Raw genomic sequence first — 21210 nt, forward strand, 5'->3', positions numbered from 1 at the left:
CCAAAGCGCGTTATCAATGCGTAATTCCGGCCTTCCTGAGTAAGGATGGCCGGGCAGTCTCGACTTTTACCGGAACAGATTTCAATGAAAAACTTTGCTCTTATTGGCGCCGCTGGATACATCGCTCCACGTCATATGCGTGCTATCAAGGATACTGGCAACGTGTTGGCTTCGGCTTACGATATTAACGATTCCGTGGGAATCATTGATAGTCTCTCGCCCGATAGCGAGTTTTTTACCGAGTTTGAGCGTTTTCAGGAGCATGCCTTTCGCCTGAAACGCGATCCCGAAACAGCACTCGACTATGTTTCGATCTGCTCTCCAAACTATTTGCACCATGCGCACATTGCTGCAGCTTTGCGAATGGGGTGTGATGTTATTTGTGAAAAGCCGTTGGTTCCCACCAGCGAAATTCTGGATGAGCTTGCTCATGTGGAGAAAGAAACTGGTAAACGCGTATTCAACATTCTTCAGTTGCGCCATCATCAGGCAATTCTCGACCTGAAAGAAAAAGTGGCCAAAGAGTATAAAGATGAAAAATATGATGTGGAGCTTACGTATATAACTTCTCGTGGGAAGTGGTATATGGAAAGCTGGAAGGGCGATCCTCGCAAATCGTTCGGCGTTGCTACAAATATTGGTGTGCATTTTTACGATATGCTCCATTTTATATTCGGCGATCTTCAGCGCAATGTTGTTCACTTTACTAGTGAACACAAGGCGGCAGGGTATCTCGAATATGAAAAAGCAAAAGTCAGGTGGTTTTTGTCGATTGATGCGAATGATCTGCCCGCATCTGTTACAGGAAAGAAATCAACGTATCGTTCTATTACAGTAAATTCAGAAGAGATGGAGTTTTCAGAAGGTTTTACTGATCTCCATACAACTAGTTATCAGGAAATATTGGCTGGGCGCGGTTACGGTATTGAGGATGCTCGACATTGCGTTGAGACAGTAGAAACTATTCGTGCCTCAAAAGTTGTTCCTGCTGTCAATGGGGAAGGTCACCCTGCACTTACTGATCTTTTACGCTGATTTATCTGTATCGTGGATGGCGATCGTCGCCATCCTTTTTTGCAGTGTTGGAAAGTTGAGCAAGTGTAGTGAATGTGAACGAATTAAGAGATGTTTCGACTTCACTGAATAAATTCGCTTCAACCCGGGCTAGGTTAGGGTTTCGTGGGGATGTTCAGGGCTTACGAGCTATTGCTGTTCTCTCAGTGATGATCTTCCACGCAAGTCAAAATTTGTTACCGTCTGGCTTCTTGGGTGTTGACATTTTTTTTGTCATTTCTGGGTATATAATTTCATCAATTATCGTCGAGCGAAATGAACACTTTAGTTGGCGTGCGTTTTACTGGGGACGCATTAAGCGGATTGTACCAGCTTATATTGTAATGCTTGTTGTTGTGGCAGTCGTTTCCTCGCTGCTGTTTGTTTCCGCTGATTTTACCTTTTTTAAACAGTCCGTAAGGTCCGCGTTACTTTTTTTTAGTAATCAGTATTTTTCTGGTTTTGGTAGTTATTTTGCTCCCGGTGCTCATGAGCTTCCTTTGTTGCATACGTGGTCCTTGGCCATCGAAATGCAATTTTATCTTTTTCTTCCACTGTTGATTTGGTTTACACCTCGTAAGTGGCTAAGTCTGCTGTTGGGAGCGCTGTGCGTCGTTTTTTTTGCGTATGCAGAGTGGAAGCTGCGATTGCCGGATAGTCAGCGGCATGTTTATTTTTCTTTGCTCGCGAGGGTGCCTGAATTTTTGGTTGGCGCTGTAATTGCCGTAGCGGGTGTTGGTAGCAGTTGGTCGCCTCGACTTGCTTCTCTGGCAGGCTGCGTAGGGCTGATTTTGCTTGGCGGGTGTTTCATCTATACAGATGAGAAGGATTTCCCAGGTTTGCGATCAGTTTTGCCGTGTTTCGCTGCTGGATTGCTAATCGCTTCGAGGGAAGGTGTCGTCAGCCGGATACTATCCACTCGCGGTTTCGTCTGGCTAGGAGCCTTATCTTATTCACTTTATCTTTGGCATTGGCCGGTTTTGGCGTTTATGCGCTATTACCTCGGGCACGACGAGTTGCCGGGTCTATGGTTGTGCAGCTTTGTTGTTATTACATTTCTCTTGTCGTGGATGTCTTATCGTTGGGTAGAATTGCCGACGCGAGGTGGCAACGGTGTTTTAGCTCGACCAACTGGTGTTTTAGCTATCATCGGTGTTGCCGGACTGTTAGTTCTCTTGAGTATTCCAATGAACGCCGTCCTTGAGAAACCTCTGCCTTCGGAGGTAACACAATACGCACCTGCAAGTGAAATATGTCATGGGCAGATCGTTGGAGATTGCATTCGAGGTGATCGCAACGAGAAACCGTCAGTCCTCGTTATGGGGGATAGTCATGCTGCGCAATTGAACGAGTTCTTTGATGTCATCGGAGAACGGAATAGGTTTTCTGCCAGAGTCATTACTGCAAGCAGTTGCCTCCCCATGCCAGGTTTCGATGTAGAGCGGCTACCTGCGTTTGCTCGTGCTGCCTGTCGCTCACAGATATCCACGCTTACCCCTTACATTGCTCAAGCGCGCGTTATTGTTGTCGCTGCGATGTGGCAGTGGCAGGCGCCGAGCGTTGAATTTATGCAGGCGCTGTCATCTTTTCTGGAGGAGACGACAGGGCGGGGCGTTAAGGTCATAGTCCTCGCTCAAGTACCGATGTTTGATATAAGTTTGCTTCGCATTAGGCGCTTTGAAGCGTTAGGGCTACCAGTTAGCATCAGCGAGGACAGGGAGTGGGAGCGGGAAAACAGTAAGGTGGCGGCGATCGTTAAGCGCTATCAAGGTGCTGAATTTTTCGATCTGTCCCGCAGTACTTTTTTCAAGGACGCGCCATTCCAGGACGGAAAGTTAATTTATATGGATAATAGCCATCTGAACGAGATAGGTGCTCGCAGATATGGGCTTTTTGCAGCGCCGCTCCTCAAAAAAATGCTCACCCTATCTCAATGATTAAACACTCGGGTGCCAGATATGTCGCATTCCTTCTCGTTTTTCGATGGGCTTACTTCCCCTTTGCAGTCTGGAGCCGATAACGGAACTATGTTCAAAGGGTATGAGTTTTGAAAAGGCTAGCCATCCTAGGGGCCGGCGGCCACGGTAAGGTGGTGGCTGACACCGGCGAGTGTTGTGGCTGGAACGTTAAATTTTTTGACGATAGCTGGCCGGGGCGGAGTATGAACGGCGTCTGGCCCATAGTAGGAGATGCCTCCGCGCTGCTGGGCCAATTGCAAGCGTTCGATGGGGTTTTGGTCGCTATTGGAAACAATGGCGTTCGCCATTTGAAACTTGTCGAATTGGCAAAGGCTGGCGCACCGCTTGTTTCCCTGGTCCACCCGAAAGCGACGATTAGCGAGCATGCTACTATTGGTACGGGCTCGGTTGTATTCGCAGGTGTTGTTGTCAACATTGATGCCAACATCGGACGGGGCGCCATTCTTAATACTGGATGTAGCATTGATCATGATTGCATTTTGGGTGACGGCGTTCACATCAGTCCGGGGGCAAGACTGGCCGGAAATGTTCGTATTGGTGATTTGAGCTGGATTGGTATCGGTGCGAGTGTGCGGCATTCGATCTGCATTGGTTCCCAAGTGATTGTCGGGGCGGGTGCGGCTGTCGTTAGCGATGTCGCGGACCAGCTCACTGTGGTCGGAGTGCCAGCGAAAGTTTTATAGGCAGACAAACGGACGCACGCTGCGCTCCATTACTTTTTATCGAAACTATGGGTACTGTACCGTGCTGAATACACCGTTTTCTCCTTGGCCTTCATTTACTGTCGAAGAGGCTGACGCGGTACGAGAGGTCATACTCTCGAATAAAGTAAATTACTGGACGGGCAAGGAATGCCGAGAGTTTGAAAAAGAGTTTGCAGCCTGGTCGGGCGCTGAGTACGCGGTAGCGCTGGCAAACGGAACCGTCGCGCTCGACTTGGCTTTGCAGGCACTCGGCATCGGTGCCGGTGACGAAGTGGTTGTAACATCTCGCACGTTCCTTGCGTCGGTTTCCAGCATTGTCAACGCGGGCGCTGTTCCAGTATTCGCAGATGTTGATCGGGATTCCCAGAACTTTACAGCTAAAAGCATAGAAGCGGTGCTCTCCCCGCGCACACGTGCAGTCATCTGTGTCCATCTGGCCGGCTGGCCGTGTGATATGGATCCAATTATGGCCTTGGCGCAAATCCATGACTTCAAAGTGATTGAAGATTGTGCCCAGGCACATGGAGCTAAATACAAAGGCAGTCCTGTTGGTTCTATAGGTCATATCGGTGCCTGGTCGTTTTGCCAAGACAAAATCATGACGACCGGTGGAGAGGGCGGTATGGTTACGACCAACGATCGCTCCCTGTGGCTTAAAATGTGGGCGTTCAAGGATCATGGTAAAAGCTGGGAAGCGGTTTACGAACGAGAACACCCACCAGGTTTCCGCTGGGTCCACGAACGATTCGGTACTAATTGGCGCATGCTTGAGGTGCAGGGTGTAATTGGCCGTATTCAATTGCGACGCATGCCTCACTGGCGTGATGTGCGTATCGCCAATGCCCAACGCATTTGGGATTGTTCATCGGAACTCAAAGGGTTACGCGTGCCTGTTGTCCCGCAGGATATCGTGCATGCTGCTTACAAATGCTATGTTTTCGTAGAGCCAGTCCAGCTTAAAGCAGAGTGGAGTCGTGATCGTATTCTTTCCGAAATCGCTGCTCGCGGCGTTCCCTGCTTTTCGGGTTCCTGCTCGGAGGTTTATCTGGAAAAAGCCTTCGACAATACAGGGTGGCGACCTACCGAGCGTCTGCCAGTAGCTCGGGAACTAGGTGAGACCAGCCTTATGTTTCTTGTGCATCCGACGCTTTTGGACGCGGAAATTGATAAGACCTGTGCCGTACTCAAGGAAGTTATGTGCTTGGCTGTTGAGACCTGAGTCAGTCACTAAAAATAGCGAACGCAGTGTGTTCGTACAGAGTTGCTGGCTTGTCCGTTTAGTAGATTCTTGAAGTTTAATCATAATAAATTGGTGTGTTTTCCTGGGATCGCACACCGGTAAATGTAGGTGCAGGATTAGCACGAGGTGTTTGAAGGGCTTATGGAGAGGTTGAGAACGTTATTGCTGGGGTTGACGCGTTGTCAGAAACGTCTGATACAGGTTTCAGCGGACGTAGTTCTGGTTTGGCTCGCCCTATGGATGGCGTTTGTCGTGCGTTTGGGTATCGATGAGATGATCGATCCCATCTTTCAGCATCCTTGGCTGTTTTTCAGTGCTCCCGTGGTTGCGATCCCTCTCTTCATTCGCTTTGGAATGTACCGTGCGGTCATGCGTTACTTTGGGAATGATGCGCTAATCGCTATTATCAAGGCCGTTAGTTTGTCATCGCTGATTCTCGGCCTTGTCGTTTATTGGTATGGCAATCACCAACATGTCGTACCAAGGTCCATTATCTTCAACTATTGGTGGCTAAGCCTGATCATGGTTGGGGGGCTGCGTTTGGGGATGCGACAATATTTCCTGGGTGATTGGTTTTCCGCAGCTCAACACGTGCCTTTCACAAATCGAGACGATGGTCTTCCTCGCGTCGCCATTTATGGCGCCGGCGCAGCGGGCAACCAATTAGTTGCGGCATTGCGCATGGGGCGCGTAATGCGGCCGGTTGCATTCATCGACGACGATGCAAGCATCTCAGATCGTGTTATTTCCGGCCTCCACGTCTACAAGCCCAAACACATTCAACGCATGATCGATGAGACCGGTACCCAGGAAATTCTCCTGGCGATCCCTTCTGCCAATCGAGGTCGACGCCGTGAGATCCTCGGTTTTCTCGAGGGCTTTCCGCTCCATGTACGAAGCGTCCCTGGTTTCATGGATTTGGCCAGTGGAAGGGTGAAGGTCGACGACATCCAGGAAGTCGATATCGCGGATCTGCTGGGCCGTGATTCGGTTCCTGCACAAGTCGAGCTACTTGAACACTGCATCAAGAATCAGTGTGTTCTGGTCACTGGTGCGGGCGGTTCCATCGGCTCTGAACTTTGCCGACAGATTTTTTCACTGCGCCCGACTACGTTGTTGCTGTTCGAGCACAGCGAATTCAATTTATACAGCATCCTTTCGGAGCTGGAGCAGCGTGTTGCACGCGAATCATTGGCTGTTCGGGTGTTACCAATTCTTGGATCTGTAAGCAACCAAAACAAGCTACTCGATGTGATGAAAACCTGGCATGTAGACACTGTCTACCACGCAGCTGCCTACAAGCACGTGCCGATGGTTGAGCACAACATTGCAGAAGGTGTATTGAATAATGTCATTGGAACATTGAATACGGCTCAAGCCGCACTCCAATCGGGCGTTGCCAATTTCGTGCTGATCTCCACAGATAAGGCCGTCCGACCGACAAACGTCATGGGTAGTACCAAGCGTTTGGCGGAGTTGACTCTACAGGCGCTAAGCCGAGAACCGGCACCGGTCTTGTTCGGTGATAAGTCCAACATTTCCCGGGTCAATAAAACCTGCTTCACCATGGTTCGCTTTGGAAATGTGCTGGGTTCCTCCGGCTCGGTAATCCCATTATTTCACAAGCAAATCAAGTCCGGCGGACCGTTGACGGTCACTCACCCGAAGATTACCCGTTATTTCATGACGATTCCGGAAGCAGCGCAGTTGGTGATTCAAGCTGGCTCCATGGGAAAAGGTGGCGATGTATTCGTACTGGACATGGGCGAACCGGTGAAAATCATCGAGTTGGCTGAGAAGATGGTGCACCTGTCGGGTTTGAGTATTCGCTCCGAGAGAAACCCTCAAGGCGATATTGCGATCGAATTCACGGGGCTGCGCCCAGGTGAGAAACTTTATGAAGAGTTATTGATTGGCGACAATGTGGTTGCCACTTGCCACCCAATGATCATGAGCGCCAACGAAGATCACCTGGCTTGGGATGTATTGAAGGGAAGGCTGACCGAGCTGCTGGTTGCCATAGATACAGATGACTACACCCGCGTCCGGCAATTGCTGCGCGACACCGTCAGCGGTTATACGCCGGACGGCGAGATTGTCGACTGGATATATCAGCAACGCCGCCTCGAACCCTGAGCTTATTCGCTATTAGATATACGGCTATTTCTGGGGTTCTGCCACGATATGGATAACCCAGAGGCCAGAACATTATTATGATTGGTTTGGAGGCATTTTGTTAAAAGTAGCCCATTTGACGTCGGCGCACCCTAGATACGATATTCGTATTTTCCAAAAAGAGTGCAAGACTCTCGCTGGTCACGGGTACGATGTATCCTTGGTCGTCGCTGATGGTAAGGGCGATGAAAGTATTGACGGCGTCAATATTGTCGATGCCGGGTTGCTTCAAGGGCGTTTAAACCGAATTTTTCGTACAACAAATAAAGTTTTTAAAAAGGCGCTAGAGCTTGAAGCGGATATTTACCATCTCCATGATCCTGAGTTGTTACCTATAGGCTTGAAGTTAAAACGAAAAGGCAAGATCGTTTTTTTTGACTCTCATGAAGACGTGCCAAAACAACTGTTGAGCAAGCCTTATCTATCTCCGTTTTTTCGCTACACGATTTCTAAAGTGTTTGCCGTATATGAGAGTTTCGCTTGTAAGAAACTGGATGCTATCCTGACTGCTACTCCCTCTATTCGTGATAAGTTTTTAGCTATAAATTCCAACGTGCTCGATATAAACAACTTTCCCATGATCGGCGAACTTGACGCAGATGTGCCATGGAAAGATAAAAGAAACGAAGTATGCTACGTGGGCGGGATAGCTTCTATCCGTGGCGCACGTGAGATTATTGAAAGTTTGGCATACGTTAAAAATCCTATTCGTTTGAATCTGGTGGGTGAGTTTTCGGAAAGTGCTGTTGAGTCCGAAGTGAAGCAGCTCTCTGCATGGTCTTCTGTTAAGCAATACGGGCAGATCGGACGAGCTGAAGTTCGTGAGGTATTAGGACGATCGGTCGCAGGGCTAGTCACATTTCATCCGCTACCCAATCATGTCGACGCGCAACCAAATAAAATGTTTGAGTATATGTCTTCCGGCATACCGGTAATTTCGTCAAACTTTCCGTTGTGGCGTGAAATTATAGAGGGTAGCGATTGTGGTGTGTGCGTAGATCCTATGGATCCTGCCGCTATTGCTGAAAGCATCGATTTTCTACTGAGTAACCCCGAGCGTGCTAGGCAGATGGGGAGAAATGGTCTACAAGCCGTAATTGAACGCTATAATTGGGATGTTGAAGGGCGGAAGTTAGTCGGATTTTACTCAAGTTTTATGTAGAAGATGGGAGTTAATGTGAAGATTTTTACCATAATCGGTGCGCGCCCTCAGTTTATTAAAGCAAGCGTTGTTTCTATGGCAATCGCCAAGCAGCCGGGGTTAACAGAGACTATCATTCATACCGGTCAGCATTTTGATTCGAATATGTCAGATATTTTTTTTGAGCAGTTGGGTATACCAAGGCCAGATCATCAGTTAAATATTCATGGAGGCTCACATGGGGCTATGACCGGCCGCATGATGATGGAAATTGAACAGGTCATGCTTAAAGAAAAGCCTGACCGAGTGTTGGTATACGGCGATACAAACTCAACACTGGCTGGTGCCCTGGTGGCGGCGAAATTACATGTTCCTGTCGCCCATATTGAGGCAGGGCTTCGTAGTTATAATATGCGAATGCCAGAAGAAATCAATCGCATCGTCACTGATCAAGTAAGTGATATACTTTTTTGCCCGACGCAAACAGCCGTTGACAACCTGCAACGTGAAGGGTTCGCCCATAAGCCGGTTCAAGTACTGAATGTCGGCGATGTAATGCAGGACAGTGCGGTATTTTTTGCGCGGCGAGCAGTAGCTCCAAAAGATATTAACTTGGAAAGTGGTTTTGTCCTCGCGACTTTGCATCGAGCAGAGAATACGGATGACTCTGAAAGACTGACTGCAATTGTTCTTGCATTAAATGAAATTCATAAAAACATTGTGCGCGTTATTATGCCCTTACATCCGCGGACTCGTGATGCTATCTCCAGGGCTGGTTTGAAGCTGAAAGTGCATACAATAGACCCTGTTGGTTATTTGGAAATGATCTGGCTGCTCCAACGAACCGGGTTGGTGTTAACAGACAGTGGTGGTGTGCAAAAAGAAGCATTCTTCTTCAATAAAGCATGTGTGACAGTTCGTGAACAAACTGAATGGGTCGAGCTTGTTGACATGGGAGCTAATGTTTTGGTGGACGCCAAGAGTCAGTCGATAGTTAGCGCGGTAACACAACACTTGAATAGAGTTGTCGTCGACAGTGATCAGCTCTATGGCGGGGGAACGGCAGCAATTCGCATCGCCGCTCATCTTTCGAAAGCGTGATTGGGCTATACCCGCTGGATTGACTACCGATCGGCGGGTTGTAGCGTGGTTCTGAAATGAAAGTCATATGCAGTTGGGTGCTCAATAAATCTGAGCCCTTTTTCATGAATTACATGCATCCGTAATACTGCCGGTTCTGGCAAATACTCTTAACGATCTGGCAATGCCGTAGCCTGAGCCATCATCTGCGCCATTCCCTGCGAAAAGCTAGGGGCATACGCCGCCATCACACCGCTCTCGCTGGACTCCTAAAAAAATTCCGGCACCAATACGACAATCGGTATCAGTGTGATTACCTGTATGTCATTGGTTTGAGCATTAACACCCGTTTTTCCTATGGGTATCAGGGTGGGAGTTTGGCAAAGTAGCTGCTAATATAAAGCCTTTAACGAGTGCTTTTTGTCCATCAGCGGCGGCGTCCCGCCGTCCCCCGCCCTGTAGCGACTCGATGTGCTAGAGGTGATAGGAGGCTGCGGTGACTGTGTGATGGTAATCATGGCCAATCACGGGCGATCAGAGTGGGCCATCTCACCGTCACGGCAATGACTGTACATCCAGAGCCCACCAAAAATTCTCAGTAAATCAAACATTGTTGAGTAAAAAATGACCTATACCGTACACCCAAGTTCGATCGTAGATGAAGGCGCTAATATTGGTCGGGGCACTCGTATTTGGCATTTTGTACACGTTTGTGCGGGAGCGGTAATTGGTGAGGGTGTTTCACTAGGCCAAAACGTGTTTGTTGGTAATCAAGTATTTATTGGTAATTATTGTAAAATTCAAAATAACGTTTCCGTCTATGATAACGTAACGTTGGAAGACGGTGTTTTTTGTGGTCCCAGTATGGTTTTCACGAATGTATATAATCCACGCTCGCTAATTGAGCGTAAAAGTGAATACCGCGATACTTTAGTTAAGAGAGGATCGACTCTCGGCGCGAATTGCACAATTGTTTGCGGAGTAACAATTGGGGAGTTCGCTTTTATCGGGGCCGGAGCAGTAGTTAATAAGGATGTCCCTGCTTACGCTCTTATGGTCGGAGTTCCCGCGCGACAAATTGGTTGGATGAGTGAGTTCGGTGAGCAACTCGACCTTCCACTGCGTGGCGAGGGCATTGCTCAGTGCCCTCACTCGAGTGCCAGCTACGTACTCTCGGATAGAACATTAAAAAAAGTGGAAGCGTAAATGATGGAATTCATCGACCTCAGAGCTCAGCAAGCGCGAATCAAAGACAAGATTGATGCGGGAATCCAAAAGGTTCTTGCACATGGCCAGTACATATTAGGCCCTGAGGTTACTGAGCTTGAAGAGAAACTCGCAGATTTCGTTGGTGCCAAGTATTGCATTACATGTGCGAACGGAACTGACGCATTGCAGATCGCTTTAATGGCTTTAGGTGTCGGGCCGGGTGACGAAGTAATTACTCCTGGTTTCACTTACATCGCTACCGCCGAAACGGTTGCTTTGCTCGGGGCGAAACCAGTTTATGTAGACATCAATCCAAAAACTTACAATCTTGAACCAGAGTTGCTCACCGCCGCTATTACCGATCGCACAAAAGCCATAATTCCCGTGTCCCTTTATGGGCAGTGTGCAGACTTCGATTCCATCAATATTGTTGCTAATAAGTTTAATATTCCGGTGATTGAGGATGCCGCCCAAAGTTTCGGTGCGTCTTACAAGGGTAGACGTTCGTGCAACTTGAGTTCAATCGCTTGTACTAGCTTTTTTCCAAGTAAACCTTTGGGCTGTTACGGCGATGGTGGCGCCATATTCACAAGTAATGAAGAGTTAGCAAGAATAATCAGGCAAATCGCCAGGCATGGCCAAGATAGACGGTATCATCATGTGCGTGTGGGCGTAAATAGTAGGCTGGATACATTGCAAGCAGCAATTTTACTACCAAAGCTTGAAATATTTTCTGAAGAACTCATTCTTCGTGAGGAAGTTTCAAATAATTACAAAAAATTATTCAATGTTTCCGGACAATATGCAGTGCCTTTTATTGAATCTTACAACACTAGCGCATGGGCTCAGTACACGCTATGTGTAGATGATCGTGAAACCTTACAGGAGAAATTCAAGGCCGCCGGTATTCCAACGACTGTTCATTATCCGATCCCTTTGAATAAGCAACCTGCGGTAGCAGATTATGACGCTAAGCTCCCAATTGGTGATATCGTCGCTGAAAGAGTTCTAAGCTTGCCTATGGGGCCGTATCTGCGAGCCGAAGATCAAGAGAAGATAGTTGAAGTGGCAACACGCTGATTTTTTGCCATTATGGTGTGATAGGGCTGTTTCGAGCCCAATACATATATGGAGTTTAAAGGCAGCACATATTTGATTGTTTTGTATAAATATGTAGCTGCAAACTCCTGGTGAGCAGCTGGATTTTTCAATTTTAAACGATAAGTGAATGTCTGATAATGAGGTTGATTTTAAAAAATAATTACTGGAAAAATATTGCTTCAGTGCTTACAGGTTCTGCTGTCGCTCAAATTATACCAATTTTAGGTGCATTAGTTATCGCTCGGCTTTTCGCGCCCGTCGATTTTGGACTATATGCGTCATGGCTTGGTGTTGTGCTTCTGTTAAGCGTTCTTATTACCGGGCGGTTTGAAACGTCGTTAGCGATAGAGCAAGATGGGGAGCCTCGACGACTCGCCGTTTTTACAACATTGATAACCGCATGTCTTGCTTCTTTGCTCTTGTTGCTGCTGTTTTTAATTGCATTTTGGTTTTGGCCAGTGCTAAATCAAAAAATAAAATTATCGCTTTTTATATGGGCAATTCCAGCAGCTCTAACTATCGCTATTGTGCAAACGTGGCAGTCATGGGCTGCTGCTGAAGGGCTTTATGGTAAGCTTTCAACTATTAGAATAATTAACGCCTCTGCTATAACACTTCTACAAATATTATTAGGTTTTTTTGAGCCTAGCGCTACCATGTTGGCGTTTGGCTATTTTGTTGGAAGCTTGATGGCGTGTGGGGTTTCAGTAAAATTGATGTCGATTCGGAGACTTTCTATTCATGGAAGTATGCTGAAAAGCATTAAGAGCTTTTGGTATAAACAGCGACGATTTCCGTTATTTTCCCTTCCGGCCGATGCGATCAACACTGCAGCTGCACAATTGCCTATCATTCTAGTCGCTAGTCGATATGGTGCCGAAGTTGCTGGTTTACTTGCTATGACGTTGCGAATATTAGGCGCGCCACTTGGATTGTTAGGGAAATCTGTGCTTGATGTTTTTAAACGGCACGCGTCCTCGCACTATCGAGAATATGGAGAGTGCAGGGATATATACGTACAGACCTTCAAAGTGCTCGCAGTAGGCTCCCTGATATTTATTCTGGGAATGTTTTTCTTGAGCGAAGAAATATTTGTAATTGCCTTTGGTGAAGAGTGGCGTTTTTCCGGAACTATTGCACAATGGATGCTGCCGTATTTTGCCCTTGCTTTCATCGCCAGTCCGCTTAGTTACATGGTCTATATCGCTGGGCGGCAGAATTTAGATTTGTTATGGCAGATCAGCTTGTTGGTGATGACACTTACAACGTTGGTTCTTCCGAATGACTACTCCTTCGCGCTTAAAATGTACAGCGCAGGGTATGCTTCGCTTTATGTGATCTATATAATAATGTCATATCGTTTCAGTTTGGGTGCGAAAAAATGATCGTTATCGTTGACTACGATATAGGCAATATCGCTGCGGTATCAAATATGCTGATGCGCTTGGGTATTCGTTCTCTCGTGACATCGAACGTCCAGGATATTAAGCAAGCGAGCAAGATAATTTTGCCTGGTAATGGTTCTTTTGATGCATGTATGAAAAATCTGAGGGGTAGCGGTCTCATTCCTGTTTTGGAAGAAAAAGTGTTGGGCCAGCAAACCCCGATTTTAGGTATTTGTGTCGGCGCGCAAATGTTGGGTTCGCAAAGCTCAGAGGGAAATGAGGCAGGCTTAGGCTGGCTTGACATGCAAGTTCGAAAGTTTCCGGATATTGAAGGCTTGCGTGTTCCACAGATGGGCTGGAATGAAGTTTGGCAGAATAAAAAAGATCACTATCTGTTAGAGGGCATGGAGCCTGAAGCTCGTTTTTACTTTGTACATAGCTATTATATGGAACCTAACGATCCTGAGGACATATTACTTTATGCGAAATATGGGATCGAGTTTGCTGCCGGGGTATCTCGCGGTAATATAGCCGGTGTTCAATTCCACCCCGAAAAAAGCCATCGGTTTGGCAAACAACTGCTGAACTCATTTGCACGAGGTTTATAAATGCATCGCGCGCGCGTAATACCTTGTCTATTGATTCGTGGTAATGGCTTGGTTAAGACAAAAAAGTTCAAAGATGCCGTATACGTTGGTGATCCAGTAAATGCCGTTAAAATTTTTAGCGATAAAGAAGCGGACGAAATTGTAGTCCTTGATATTGACGCATCAAGAACTGGCAGTGAGATTAACTATCAGTTGATTGAGGAAATGGCCGGAGAGGCTTTCATGCCGATGGCTTATGGAGGCGGCATAAAAAATATCTCACAGATTAGGCAGCTGATCAGACTTGGTATTGAGAAAGTAGTCATAAATACTGCCGCTGTTGAGTCCATTGATGTAATACGTGAAGCCGCTGATATTTTTGGTAGTCAAGCTATTGTTGGGGCCATAGATATAAAAAAGAATATATTTGGCAGTTATAAATTAGTTGTAAACTCTGCGACCGTCGACGCGAAGTGCAGTATAGACGAGCATATTGGGAACTTGATTTCTGCGGGAGTGGGGGAAATATTCATTAATAATGTCGACCGTGACGGAACGATGTCTGGCTATGACCTTGCCCCCATTACGCGCGTTACCAGTAAAGTAAATGTACCGGTTGTTGTCTGCGGAGGTGCTGGAACTATAGAGCACCTTTCACATGCCATTCACGAAGGCAATGTTTCGGGGGTAGCGGCTGGAAGTATGTTTGTTTTTCACGGTAAGCATCGAGCTGTACTGATTAATTATCCGACAGATATTCGGTTATAATTGTGTTAATTAACATGAACATCAAGAGAAGTCTGCTCAACACGATGGTGTTGTTAATTATTTCTGCATTGATGATTTTATCGTACGGATTACAACTGCAAAAAGATAATGAATACATAGGTTATGTACCGATATCCATGAATGCTGGATATTTTTTCACGGTTTTTTGTGGCGTTTTTTTCCTGGGATTTGTACTTCCCAAGCAAATTTCCAGACCTTCTGATTTTTTCTGTTTTCTGTATGGCTTTTTTGTCTTGCTACCCTACATTCTCTTACATTCCATAAGAGGGTACGTTTCGTTTGAAAACTACTCATTTTTCTTTATGGCGTTGGTTGTTCCTTTAATATCTATCAGAGTTATTGGATTAGCCATTCCAATTATCAGATTTCCGGGGCTGGTTAATCAAAATGGCGTCATTATGATTCTCAGCCTACTGGTCGTTGCTGGAGTATCAACCGCATTATTAAATCCTACGCCATCTGCAGGATTTGATTTTGCGACGTCATATGATCGTAGACTAGAAGGAAGAGATATTTTTGTTACCGGTTCATTTTTCGCCTACTTGAGCATGGCAATTATTAATGGATTCTCCCCTTTCATTGCTTTCTGGGCCTGTTGGACAAAGAAAATCTGGCTGTTGATAGTCCCTATCTTAAGCTGGTTAGCTTTTTTCTATCTGATCGGCATCAAAGCCCCCATTTTGTTTATCGCCATCGCTGCATTGTTAGGTTTCGCGGCACGAGAGAATCGAATTGATAATTTCATAAAATATATATATTTTTTGGTAACGACTTCTTTGTGTCTGTTTGCTGTTGAGTATGCTTTAAATGAATATTCCTATGTTGCAGACTACTTTATCCGAAGATCATTTACCGTGCCGCCGTGGGTAATCTCCTCTTACTTTGAGTTTATGACGTCGGATCATATTTCTTGGTCTGCACTGAGTGGCGTGAATTTGGATAAACCAGTCAGTTTCGTTGTTGGGGAGGATTTCTTAGGATTCGAAGGACTAAATGCTAATACCAACGGTTTTATTTATGGGCTTTCTTCTGGCGGTTTAGCCCTGTATTTAATATTAATCATGTTGGTGGCGTGCGTGTTTTTGATATTGGATGCTGCTTTTTTCAGAAAGAAGAATCCCACTTTCATTTATTTGGGGTTTTCTTATTCTATTTTAGTGGTAGAGCAGTCTGCAACTACCGCTTTGGTATCATCCGGAATCGGTCTTCTAATTGCTCTTATGGTTTGCTCCAAAAAAGATCAGGATAATCAATATGTCTAACAGTTCTGAATACAGAATGTGCACTCAATGCGTCATGGATACATCTGACGAAGAAATTTATTTTAATGATAATGGTGTATGTAATCACTGCATTAAGTTTGAAACCGTGCATAAAGACAGCTGGTTCCCCGGTGAAGAAGGGAAAGTCAAATGGCGGGAGATTGTTGAAAAATTAAAATCTTCTAATAAAAACAAAGACTATGACTGCATCTTGGGCTTGAGCGGGGGTGTGGATAGTTCATATTTGGCAGTTAAAATTAAAGAGTGGGGACTTCGTCCACTCGTTGTGCATGTCGACGCAGGTTGGAATAGTGAGCTAGCTGTCGCGAATATTGAGGCCGTTGTTAAATATTGTGATTACGATCTGCACACGCATGTTGTAGATTGGGAAGAGATGCGTGATTTGCATTTGGCATATTTGCGAGCAGGAATTTCCAATCAAGACGTGCCACAAGATCATATCTTTTTTTCAAGTCTTTACCATTTTGCGATAAAGAATGGAATCAATTGTATTTTGTCAGGGGGCAACTTGGCGACGGAAGGGATATTTCCTGAGTCTTGGCATGGTAGTGCTATGGATGCAATTAACCTGAAGGCTGTCCATAAGAAATATGGCACGGTGAAGCTTAAGAACTATAAAACTATTAGCTTTTTCCAATACTATATTTGGTATCCACTTTTCAAAAAAATGCGTACTGTTCGTCCTTTGAATTATATGCCTTATGATAAAGAGCAAGCATTGGAGGAGCTGAAGAGTACCGTTGGTTATAAACCCTATGCGCGTAAGCACGGTGAATCCCAATTTACCAAGTTGTTCCAAAACCACTACCTTCCCGTGAAGTTCGGATATGACAAACGTAGACCGCATTTTTCCAGCCTGATAGTATCTGGTCAAATGACCCGGGAAGCCGCTCTTGAGAAGCTTAAGGAGCCACTGTACGATCCTGAGCAACTCGAATTGGATATTACATACTTTTGTAAAAAGCTGAGAATATCTCGTGCAGAGTTTGATGGCTTGATGAGCGCACCGATTCATCATTACAGTGATTTTTCTACCTGGAATGGAAGATATCGTGCCCTTAAATGGATACAGAAGGTGGTGGCTCGTATTACAGGGCGACGCCTGAGCGTCTACTCATAATAGAGTTTTAGTTTTAAAACTCCCGCTAAAGCTATTGACTTTATTTGGGGTTTATATATTTACAGGGTTCCCTTACTATGTGCGGCATATTCGGTCTTATATCTACTTCCGCTGTTATTAAAAAAGATCTGGCGTTCTTGGCCAGGCATGCGATGCAGCGGGGCAAGGACTCCAGTGGATTATTGGTCTATGATAACTCGCAGTATAAAGTTGTCAGGGCGGATTATGACGTTGTTAAACTGTTAGAAAGCAACCCTGTAAACAATGCGACATTGGTTGTTGGGCACAGTCGTTTGATTACGAATGGTCTTTCAGATAATCAGCCTGTAGTTCGCGAAAACATATGTGTTTTTCACAATGGCATTATTGTTAATGACGCAGATGTATGGCAGGAAATAAAACCGCAACGTGCGCTTGAAATTGACAGCGAGGTTATTGCTGCCATAACAGAGCAGTACGTGGAAGATAATGATTCCAATTTGAATGGCTTGGCAGAGAAAGTGTTATCTCTGTGCAAGGGCGTCGTCGCCTGCGCAATCATTCTGCCAAAACTAGGAAAAGCCGTTATTTTCTCGAATAACGGCAGTTTGTACGTGGGCAAGTCCAATTCCGGCGTTTGCTTTTCATCCGAAAGTTACCCGTTGGCACAGATTGGTTGCAGTGGCATCGAACAGGTCAGGGAGCAGGCTGTATTTATCGATGTGCCGGTTTCCTCATATATCACTGTTTCTGATGACAATAGACGATTCCATAATATTATTCCTCCGTTCAAATATAATCAGACTGAGGAGAATTTACTCGAGTTCCATTCTCCAGAATTGCGTCGTTGCACCAAGTGTATTTTGCCCGAGACGATGCCCTATATATCGTTTGATTCAAGCGGTGTGTGTAATTATTGTAATACTTATACGCTTCGTAATGTTCCAAAGCCTAAAGAGGAGCTCTTTAAGCTGGTTGAACCTTATCGTCGTAAAGGCGCTCTGGACTGTATCGTCCCCTTTTCAGGAGGACGTGACAGTTGTTATGGTTTGCACCTGATAGTTAAAGAGCTTGGTATGAATCCGGTGACCTATACCTATGATTGGGGCATGGTGACCGATTTGGGGCGACGTAACATCAGTAGAATGTGCGCGGAATTGGGTGTTGAAAACATCATTATCGCCGATGATATTGACAAAAAACGCAAAAACATTGCCGTTAACCTCAAGGCTTGGCTCAAGTCTCCGCACCTTGGAATGATCAGTATACTTACAGCGGGAGATAAACACTTCTTCCGGCATGTAGAAACTGTCAAGCGCCAGACGGGTGTTGGCCTTAATCTGTGGGGGGTAAATCCTCTAGAAGTTACGCATTTCAAGGCGGGTTTTTTGGGTATTGCCCCGGATTTCGAAGAGAAGCGGGTTTACATGCACGGTTGGCAGAAGCAGCTGGAGTATCAGAGCTTGCGCTTTAAAGCTATGCTTAAAAGCCCTGGCTATTTCAATTCTTCACTCTGGGACACGCTCTCCGGCGAGTATTATCGGAGTTTTACCGAGAAAAAAGATTACTATCATATCTTTGATTATTGGTGCTGGGATGAACAAACAATTGACGATACATTAATCGGTCAGTATGACTGGGAAACGGCTGTAGATACCAGCACGACCTGGCGTATCGGAGACGGCACTGCAGCTTTCTACAATTATATTTACTATACGGTCGCTGGATTTTCAGAACACGATACTTTCCGTAGTAATCAAATCAGGGAAGGTGTTATGACTCGTGATAGAGCGCTCGAACTTGTAAAAAATGAAAATCAGCCTAGGTATCAAAATATTCGTTGGTATCTCGATGCTCTCGGTATGGACTTTGATAAAGTTATTAGGGTCGTCAATTCGATCCCCAAATTATATAAACTTTAAGTCGGCCGGTTATTTGTAGATGAATAAGAAAGTCTGGTACATAACTAAGTATTTTTCACCAAAAACCGCTTCGAGTCCTGGTGGTCGAGGGTGGTTTTTGATCAATGAAATGAATAAAGCTGGATGCGAAACTTTGGTGATCACATCCGACTCCAACAATTTGGTGGATGTTCCAGTCCTTAACCGGAATGTAACGAAAGACCAGATTGATGGGGTGAAAATTGTTTGGTTGAAAACGCTCAAATATTCTGTAGCGAAATCCATTCGGAGAATTATCAGTTGGATTCATTTTGAATGGAACCTGTTCTTGTTGGACAAAAGTGGTCTACCACGTCCGGACGTGGTCATTGTGTCCAGCTTGTCCTTGTTGACAATAATCAATGGGTTGCTATTGAAGCGGAAATACAAATGCCGTTTGGCTTTCGAAGTTCGTGATATATGGCCACTTACTATTGTGGAAGAAGGTGGCTTTAGCAAAGATAATATCTTTGTAAAAGGACTGTCTTTTTTAGAACGATTGGCCTACAGAAAATCGGATATGATCATCGGTACAATGCCTAATCTTGTGGCACATGTCCGCAGTGAGACGGGACTGGAACTTCCAGTCTATTGTATTCCGATGGGCGTTAGCGCAGAGCACCTGAGCGAAGCCAAAGAATTGGATGACGATTATATTTCCGAGTATTTTTCGGCGCCAAAGTTTAGAGTTGTACATGCGGGCACCATTGGCATCACTAACGCTTTGGATGTTTTTTTTAAAGCTGCAGAAGCGATGCGCGATCACTCCGATATAGAGTTTCTGATGATTGGTGATGGTGCGCTTAAACAGCATTTTCAACAGACATACGGCCACCTGCCCAATCTTGTATTTGCACCTAAAATTCCGAGAGACAGGGTAAATTCCGCGCTCACAAGGTCGGATTTGCTCTATTTTTCTGTTTATGACTCGAAGGTTTGGGATTATGGGCAATCACTCAATAAAGTGATTGATTACATGCTTGCTGGTAAACCAATCATAGCCTCTTATAGTGGTTATCCCTCTATGATAAACGAAGCCGACTGTGGTGTTTACGTTCCTGCCGGAGATGTCAAATCGTTGGTTGCAGGCATATTGCAGATGAAGGAAAAGAGTCCAGAAGAGCGTCAAACTATTGGTTTGCGTGGCAGAGACTGGCTTTTGAAGAACCGCAATTATCCTAAGCTGGCCCAGGATTACATGTCAGTGCTGTTCGAGAGGGACTGTCTTTGAAGCGGTTAGTTGACATCGTACTTTCCATGTTCGGATTGATTTTTCTTCTTCCGGTCATTGTATGGGTAGCGTGGAAAGTTCGTAAAAATCTTGGCAGTCCAGTAGTTTTCCGTCAACTCCGGCCGGGGTTACATGGTAAGTCATTTGAATTGATTAAGTTCCGCAGTATGCGCGACGCGGTTGATAACCACGGCAATCCACTACCGGACGCCGAGCGAATGACGCCTTTTAGCCATTTTCTTAGAGCGAGCAGCTTGGATGAATTGCCGGAGTTGTGGAGTGTATTAAAGGGCGATATGAGCCTGGTTGGACCGCGTCCGCTTTTGACCGAGTATTTGTCTCTCTATAGCGTAGAGCAAGCTCGTCGCCATGAGGTTCGCCCAGGAATTACTGGTTGGGCGCAGGTGAATGGGCGTAACTCATTAAGCTGGGAAGATAAGTTTAAATTGGATGTATGGTATGTGGATAACCATACATTCTGGCTAGATCTGAAGATCCTCTGCATGACTGTGAAAAAGGTTTTAATTCGAGATGGCATTAATGCTGAAGGTGAAGTAACCATGTCGAAGTTCACTGGTACTAAAGAATCTGATTGATTGCCGCGCTTGGCATCTGTAGCACCGCCTTGAATCTTGATTATTTCACATCTCGTAACGAACCCATTTTTGACACGCTCCATACATCGCCTAAGTTTGGAAGGCAGCTTCGGAAAAGCTGCTTTCCCAATCGATGTCATGGAGCTTCATTTATGCGTACTGGTTACTTCTACTCTCTGGTTTTTGCCCTGCTCACCAGCACCTCTGTTGCAGCTATTGCTGCACCGACGGTCAAGTCCGGGACTGACAACGCACCTCTGGTCATGGAGATTTCTCCTCAGCTTCAATCTGACAAGGTGGATGTGAACCAGGCTGACGCGGCAACCCTGCAGCGGGAGCTGGCTGGCGTAGGGGAGGCCAAGGCCAAGGCGATTGTTGCATATCGGGAGAGTAATGGGCCATTTTCCTCAGTAGACGAGCTGCTCGAGGTGAAGGGGATTGGCAAAGCCATCCTGGATAAGAACCGCGAAAAGCTCGAGGTGAACTAAGCTTGTAGATTCAGCGCCAGGGGCCGGTCATTGACCGGCCTTTTTGCATTTCGGCGTCTGCGGCGCTTGAGTGCCTCCCGTCGGCACGGAAAAAATTACGGCTATCATATTGTCATTAGATTATGCCTAT

18 protein-coding genes are annotated in these 21210 nt (G+C 45.9%); all 18 read left to right on the forward strand.

The features are described from left to right. Window positions 1-84 precede the first annotated feature (84 nt). On the forward strand, window positions 85-1035 hold the full coding sequence (wbpB, locus tag ACA066_RS08605; RefSeq protein WP_497698866.1) for a UDP-N-acetyl-2-amino-2-deoxy-D-glucuronate oxidase: 951 nt from the start codon (window positions 85-87) through the stop codon (window positions 1033-1035). A gap of 68 nt (window positions 1036-1103) precedes the next feature. Then, window positions 1104-2990 (forward strand): acyltransferase family protein, encoded by a 1887-nt coding sequence (locus ACA066_RS08610; RefSeq protein ID WP_497698867.1) that lies wholly within the window; start codon window positions 1104-1106, stop codon window positions 2988-2990. A 110-nt stretch (window positions 2991-3100) separates the two neighbouring features. Then, on the forward strand, window positions 3101-3715 hold the full coding sequence (locus ACA066_RS08615) for an acetyltransferase (protein ID WP_497698868.1): 615 nt from the start codon (window positions 3101-3103) through the stop codon (window positions 3713-3715). A gap of 61 nt (window positions 3716-3776) precedes the next feature. Then, window positions 3777-4955 carry a DegT/DnrJ/EryC1/StrS family aminotransferase gene (locus tag ACA066_RS08620; RefSeq protein ID WP_497698869.1) on the forward strand — a complete coding sequence of 393 codons (1179 nt, stop codon included), beginning with the start codon at window positions 3777-3779 and terminating at the stop codon, window positions 4953-4955. A 162-nt stretch (window positions 4956-5117) separates the two neighbouring features. Next, window positions 5118-7112, forward strand: a complete 1995-nt coding sequence (locus ACA066_RS08625) for a polysaccharide biosynthesis protein (RefSeq protein ID WP_497699832.1) — start codon at window positions 5118-5120, stop codon at window positions 7110-7112. A gap of 97 nt (window positions 7113-7209) precedes the next feature. After that, complete coding sequence (locus ACA066_RS08630) at window positions 7210-8313, forward strand: glycosyltransferase family 4 protein (protein ID WP_497698870.1); 1104 nt, start codon at window positions 7210-7212, stop codon at window positions 8311-8313. Window positions 8314-8328: 15 nt separating this feature from the next. Next, window positions 8329-9393 carry a non-hydrolyzing UDP-N-acetylglucosamine 2-epimerase gene (gene wecB, locus ACA066_RS08635; protein WP_497698871.1) on the forward strand — a complete coding sequence of 355 codons (1065 nt, stop codon included), beginning with the start codon at window positions 8329-8331 and terminating at the stop codon, window positions 9391-9393. 603 nt (window positions 9394-9996) lie between these two features. Further along, a complete protein-coding gene (locus ACA066_RS08640) occupies window positions 9997-10578 on the forward strand; it encodes an acyltransferase (RefSeq protein WP_497698872.1) in 582 nt (193 codons plus the stop codon). Further along, the gene (locus ACA066_RS08645; protein ID WP_497698873.1) at window positions 10579-11661 is read left to right on the forward strand and encodes a DegT/DnrJ/EryC1/StrS family aminotransferase; all 1083 of its coding nucleotides are present in this window, start codon (window positions 10579-10581) and stop codon (window positions 11659-11661) included. A gap of 158 nt (window positions 11662-11819) precedes the next feature. After that, window positions 11820-13067 carry a lipopolysaccharide biosynthesis protein gene (locus ACA066_RS08650; RefSeq protein WP_497698874.1) on the forward strand — a complete coding sequence of 416 codons (1248 nt, stop codon included), beginning with the start codon at window positions 11820-11822 and terminating at the stop codon, window positions 13065-13067. Then, window positions 13064-13675 (forward strand): imidazole glycerol phosphate synthase subunit HisH, encoded by a 612-nt coding sequence (gene hisH / locus ACA066_RS08655; protein ID WP_497698875.1) that lies wholly within the window; start codon window positions 13064-13066, stop codon window positions 13673-13675. Before ACA066_RS08650 ends, hisH begins: the two co-directional genes overlap by 4 nt. Next, window positions 13676-14422 carry an AglZ/HisF2 family acetamidino modification protein gene (locus ACA066_RS08660; RefSeq protein WP_497698876.1) on the forward strand — a complete coding sequence of 249 codons (747 nt, stop codon included), beginning with the start codon at window positions 13676-13678 and terminating at the stop codon, window positions 14420-14422. A gap of 14 nt (window positions 14423-14436) precedes the next feature. Next, the gene (locus tag ACA066_RS08665; protein WP_497698877.1) at window positions 14437-15705 is read left to right on the forward strand and encodes a hypothetical protein; all 1269 of its coding nucleotides are present in this window, start codon (window positions 14437-14439) and stop codon (window positions 15703-15705) included. Continuing rightward, on the forward strand, window positions 15698-16846 hold the full coding sequence (locus ACA066_RS08670) for an N-acetyl sugar amidotransferase (protein WP_497698878.1): 1149 nt from the start codon (window positions 15698-15700) through the stop codon (window positions 16844-16846). The genes ACA066_RS08665 and ACA066_RS08670 overlap by 8 nt, the downstream gene beginning before the upstream one ends. Before the next feature lie 77 nt (window positions 16847-16923). Continuing rightward, window positions 16924-18747, forward strand: a complete 1824-nt coding sequence (locus ACA066_RS08675; protein ID WP_497698879.1) for a hypothetical protein — start codon at window positions 16924-16926, stop codon at window positions 18745-18747. Between the two features lie 19 nt (window positions 18748-18766). Continuing rightward, entirely contained in the window at window positions 18767-19996 is a 1230-nt protein-coding gene (locus ACA066_RS08680) for a glycosyltransferase family 4 protein (protein WP_497698880.1), read from the forward strand. Window positions 19997-20022: 26 nt separating this feature from the next. Then, window positions 20023-20592, forward strand: coding sequence for a sugar transferase (locus ACA066_RS08685; RefSeq protein ID WP_497698881.1), 570 nt, complete (start codon window positions 20023-20025; stop codon window positions 20590-20592). A gap of 152 nt (window positions 20593-20744) precedes the next feature. After that, window positions 20745-21080, forward strand: a complete 336-nt coding sequence (locus ACA066_RS08690) for a ComEA family DNA-binding protein (protein ID WP_497698882.1) — start codon at window positions 20745-20747, stop codon at window positions 21078-21080. The last annotated feature ends 130 nt before the right edge of the window (window positions 21081-21210 follow it).

Source organism: Pseudomonas sp. LBUM1651 (genome assembly GCF_059716135.1).

What these genes read in the sequence shown, in the direction of transcription:
- wbpB (WP_497698866.1), top strand. Translation starts at nt 85, where the DNA reads ATGAAAAACTTTGCTCTTATTGGCGCCGCTGGATACATCGCTCCACGT.
- ACA066_RS08625 (WP_497699832.1), top strand. Translation starts at nt 5,118, where the DNA reads ATGGAGAGGTTGAGAACGTTATTGCTGGGGTTGACGCGTTGTCAGAAA.
- ACA066_RS08640 (WP_497698872.1), top strand. Translation starts at nt 9,997, where the DNA reads ATGACCTATACCGTACACCCAAGTTCGATCGTAGATGAAGGCGCTAAT.
- ACA066_RS08645 (WP_497698873.1), top strand. Translation starts at nt 10,579, where the DNA reads ATGATGGAATTCATCGACCTCAGAGCTCAGCAAGCGCGAATCAAAGAC.
- ACA066_RS08650 (WP_497698874.1), top strand. Translation starts at nt 11,820, where the DNA reads ATGAGGTTGATTTTAAAAAATAATTACTGGAAAAATATTGCTTCAGTG.
- hisH (WP_497698875.1), top strand. Translation starts at nt 13,064, where the DNA reads ATGATCGTTATCGTTGACTACGATATAGGCAATATCGCTGCGGTATCA.
- ACA066_RS08660 (WP_497698876.1), top strand. Translation starts at nt 13,676, where the DNA reads ATGCATCGCGCGCGCGTAATACCTTGTCTATTGATTCGTGGTAATGGC.
- ACA066_RS08665 (WP_497698877.1), top strand. Translation starts at nt 14,437, where the DNA reads ATGAACATCAAGAGAAGTCTGCTCAACACGATGGTGTTGTTAATTATT.
- ACA066_RS08670 (WP_497698878.1), top strand. Translation starts at nt 15,698, where the DNA reads ATGTCTAACAGTTCTGAATACAGAATGTGCACTCAATGCGTCATGGAT.
- ACA066_RS08675 (WP_497698879.1), top strand. Translation starts at nt 16,924, where the DNA reads ATGTGCGGCATATTCGGTCTTATATCTACTTCCGCTGTTATTAAAAAA.
- ACA066_RS08680 (WP_497698880.1), top strand. Translation starts at nt 18,767, where the DNA reads ATGAATAAGAAAGTCTGGTACATAACTAAGTATTTTTCACCAAAAACC.
- ACA066_RS08685 (WP_497698881.1), top strand. Translation starts at nt 20,023, where the DNA reads ATGTTCGGATTGATTTTTCTTCTTCCGGTCATTGTATGGGTAGCGTGG.
- ACA066_RS08690 (WP_497698882.1), top strand. Translation starts at nt 20,745, where the DNA reads ATGCGTACTGGTTACTTCTACTCTCTGGTTTTTGCCCTGCTCACCAGC.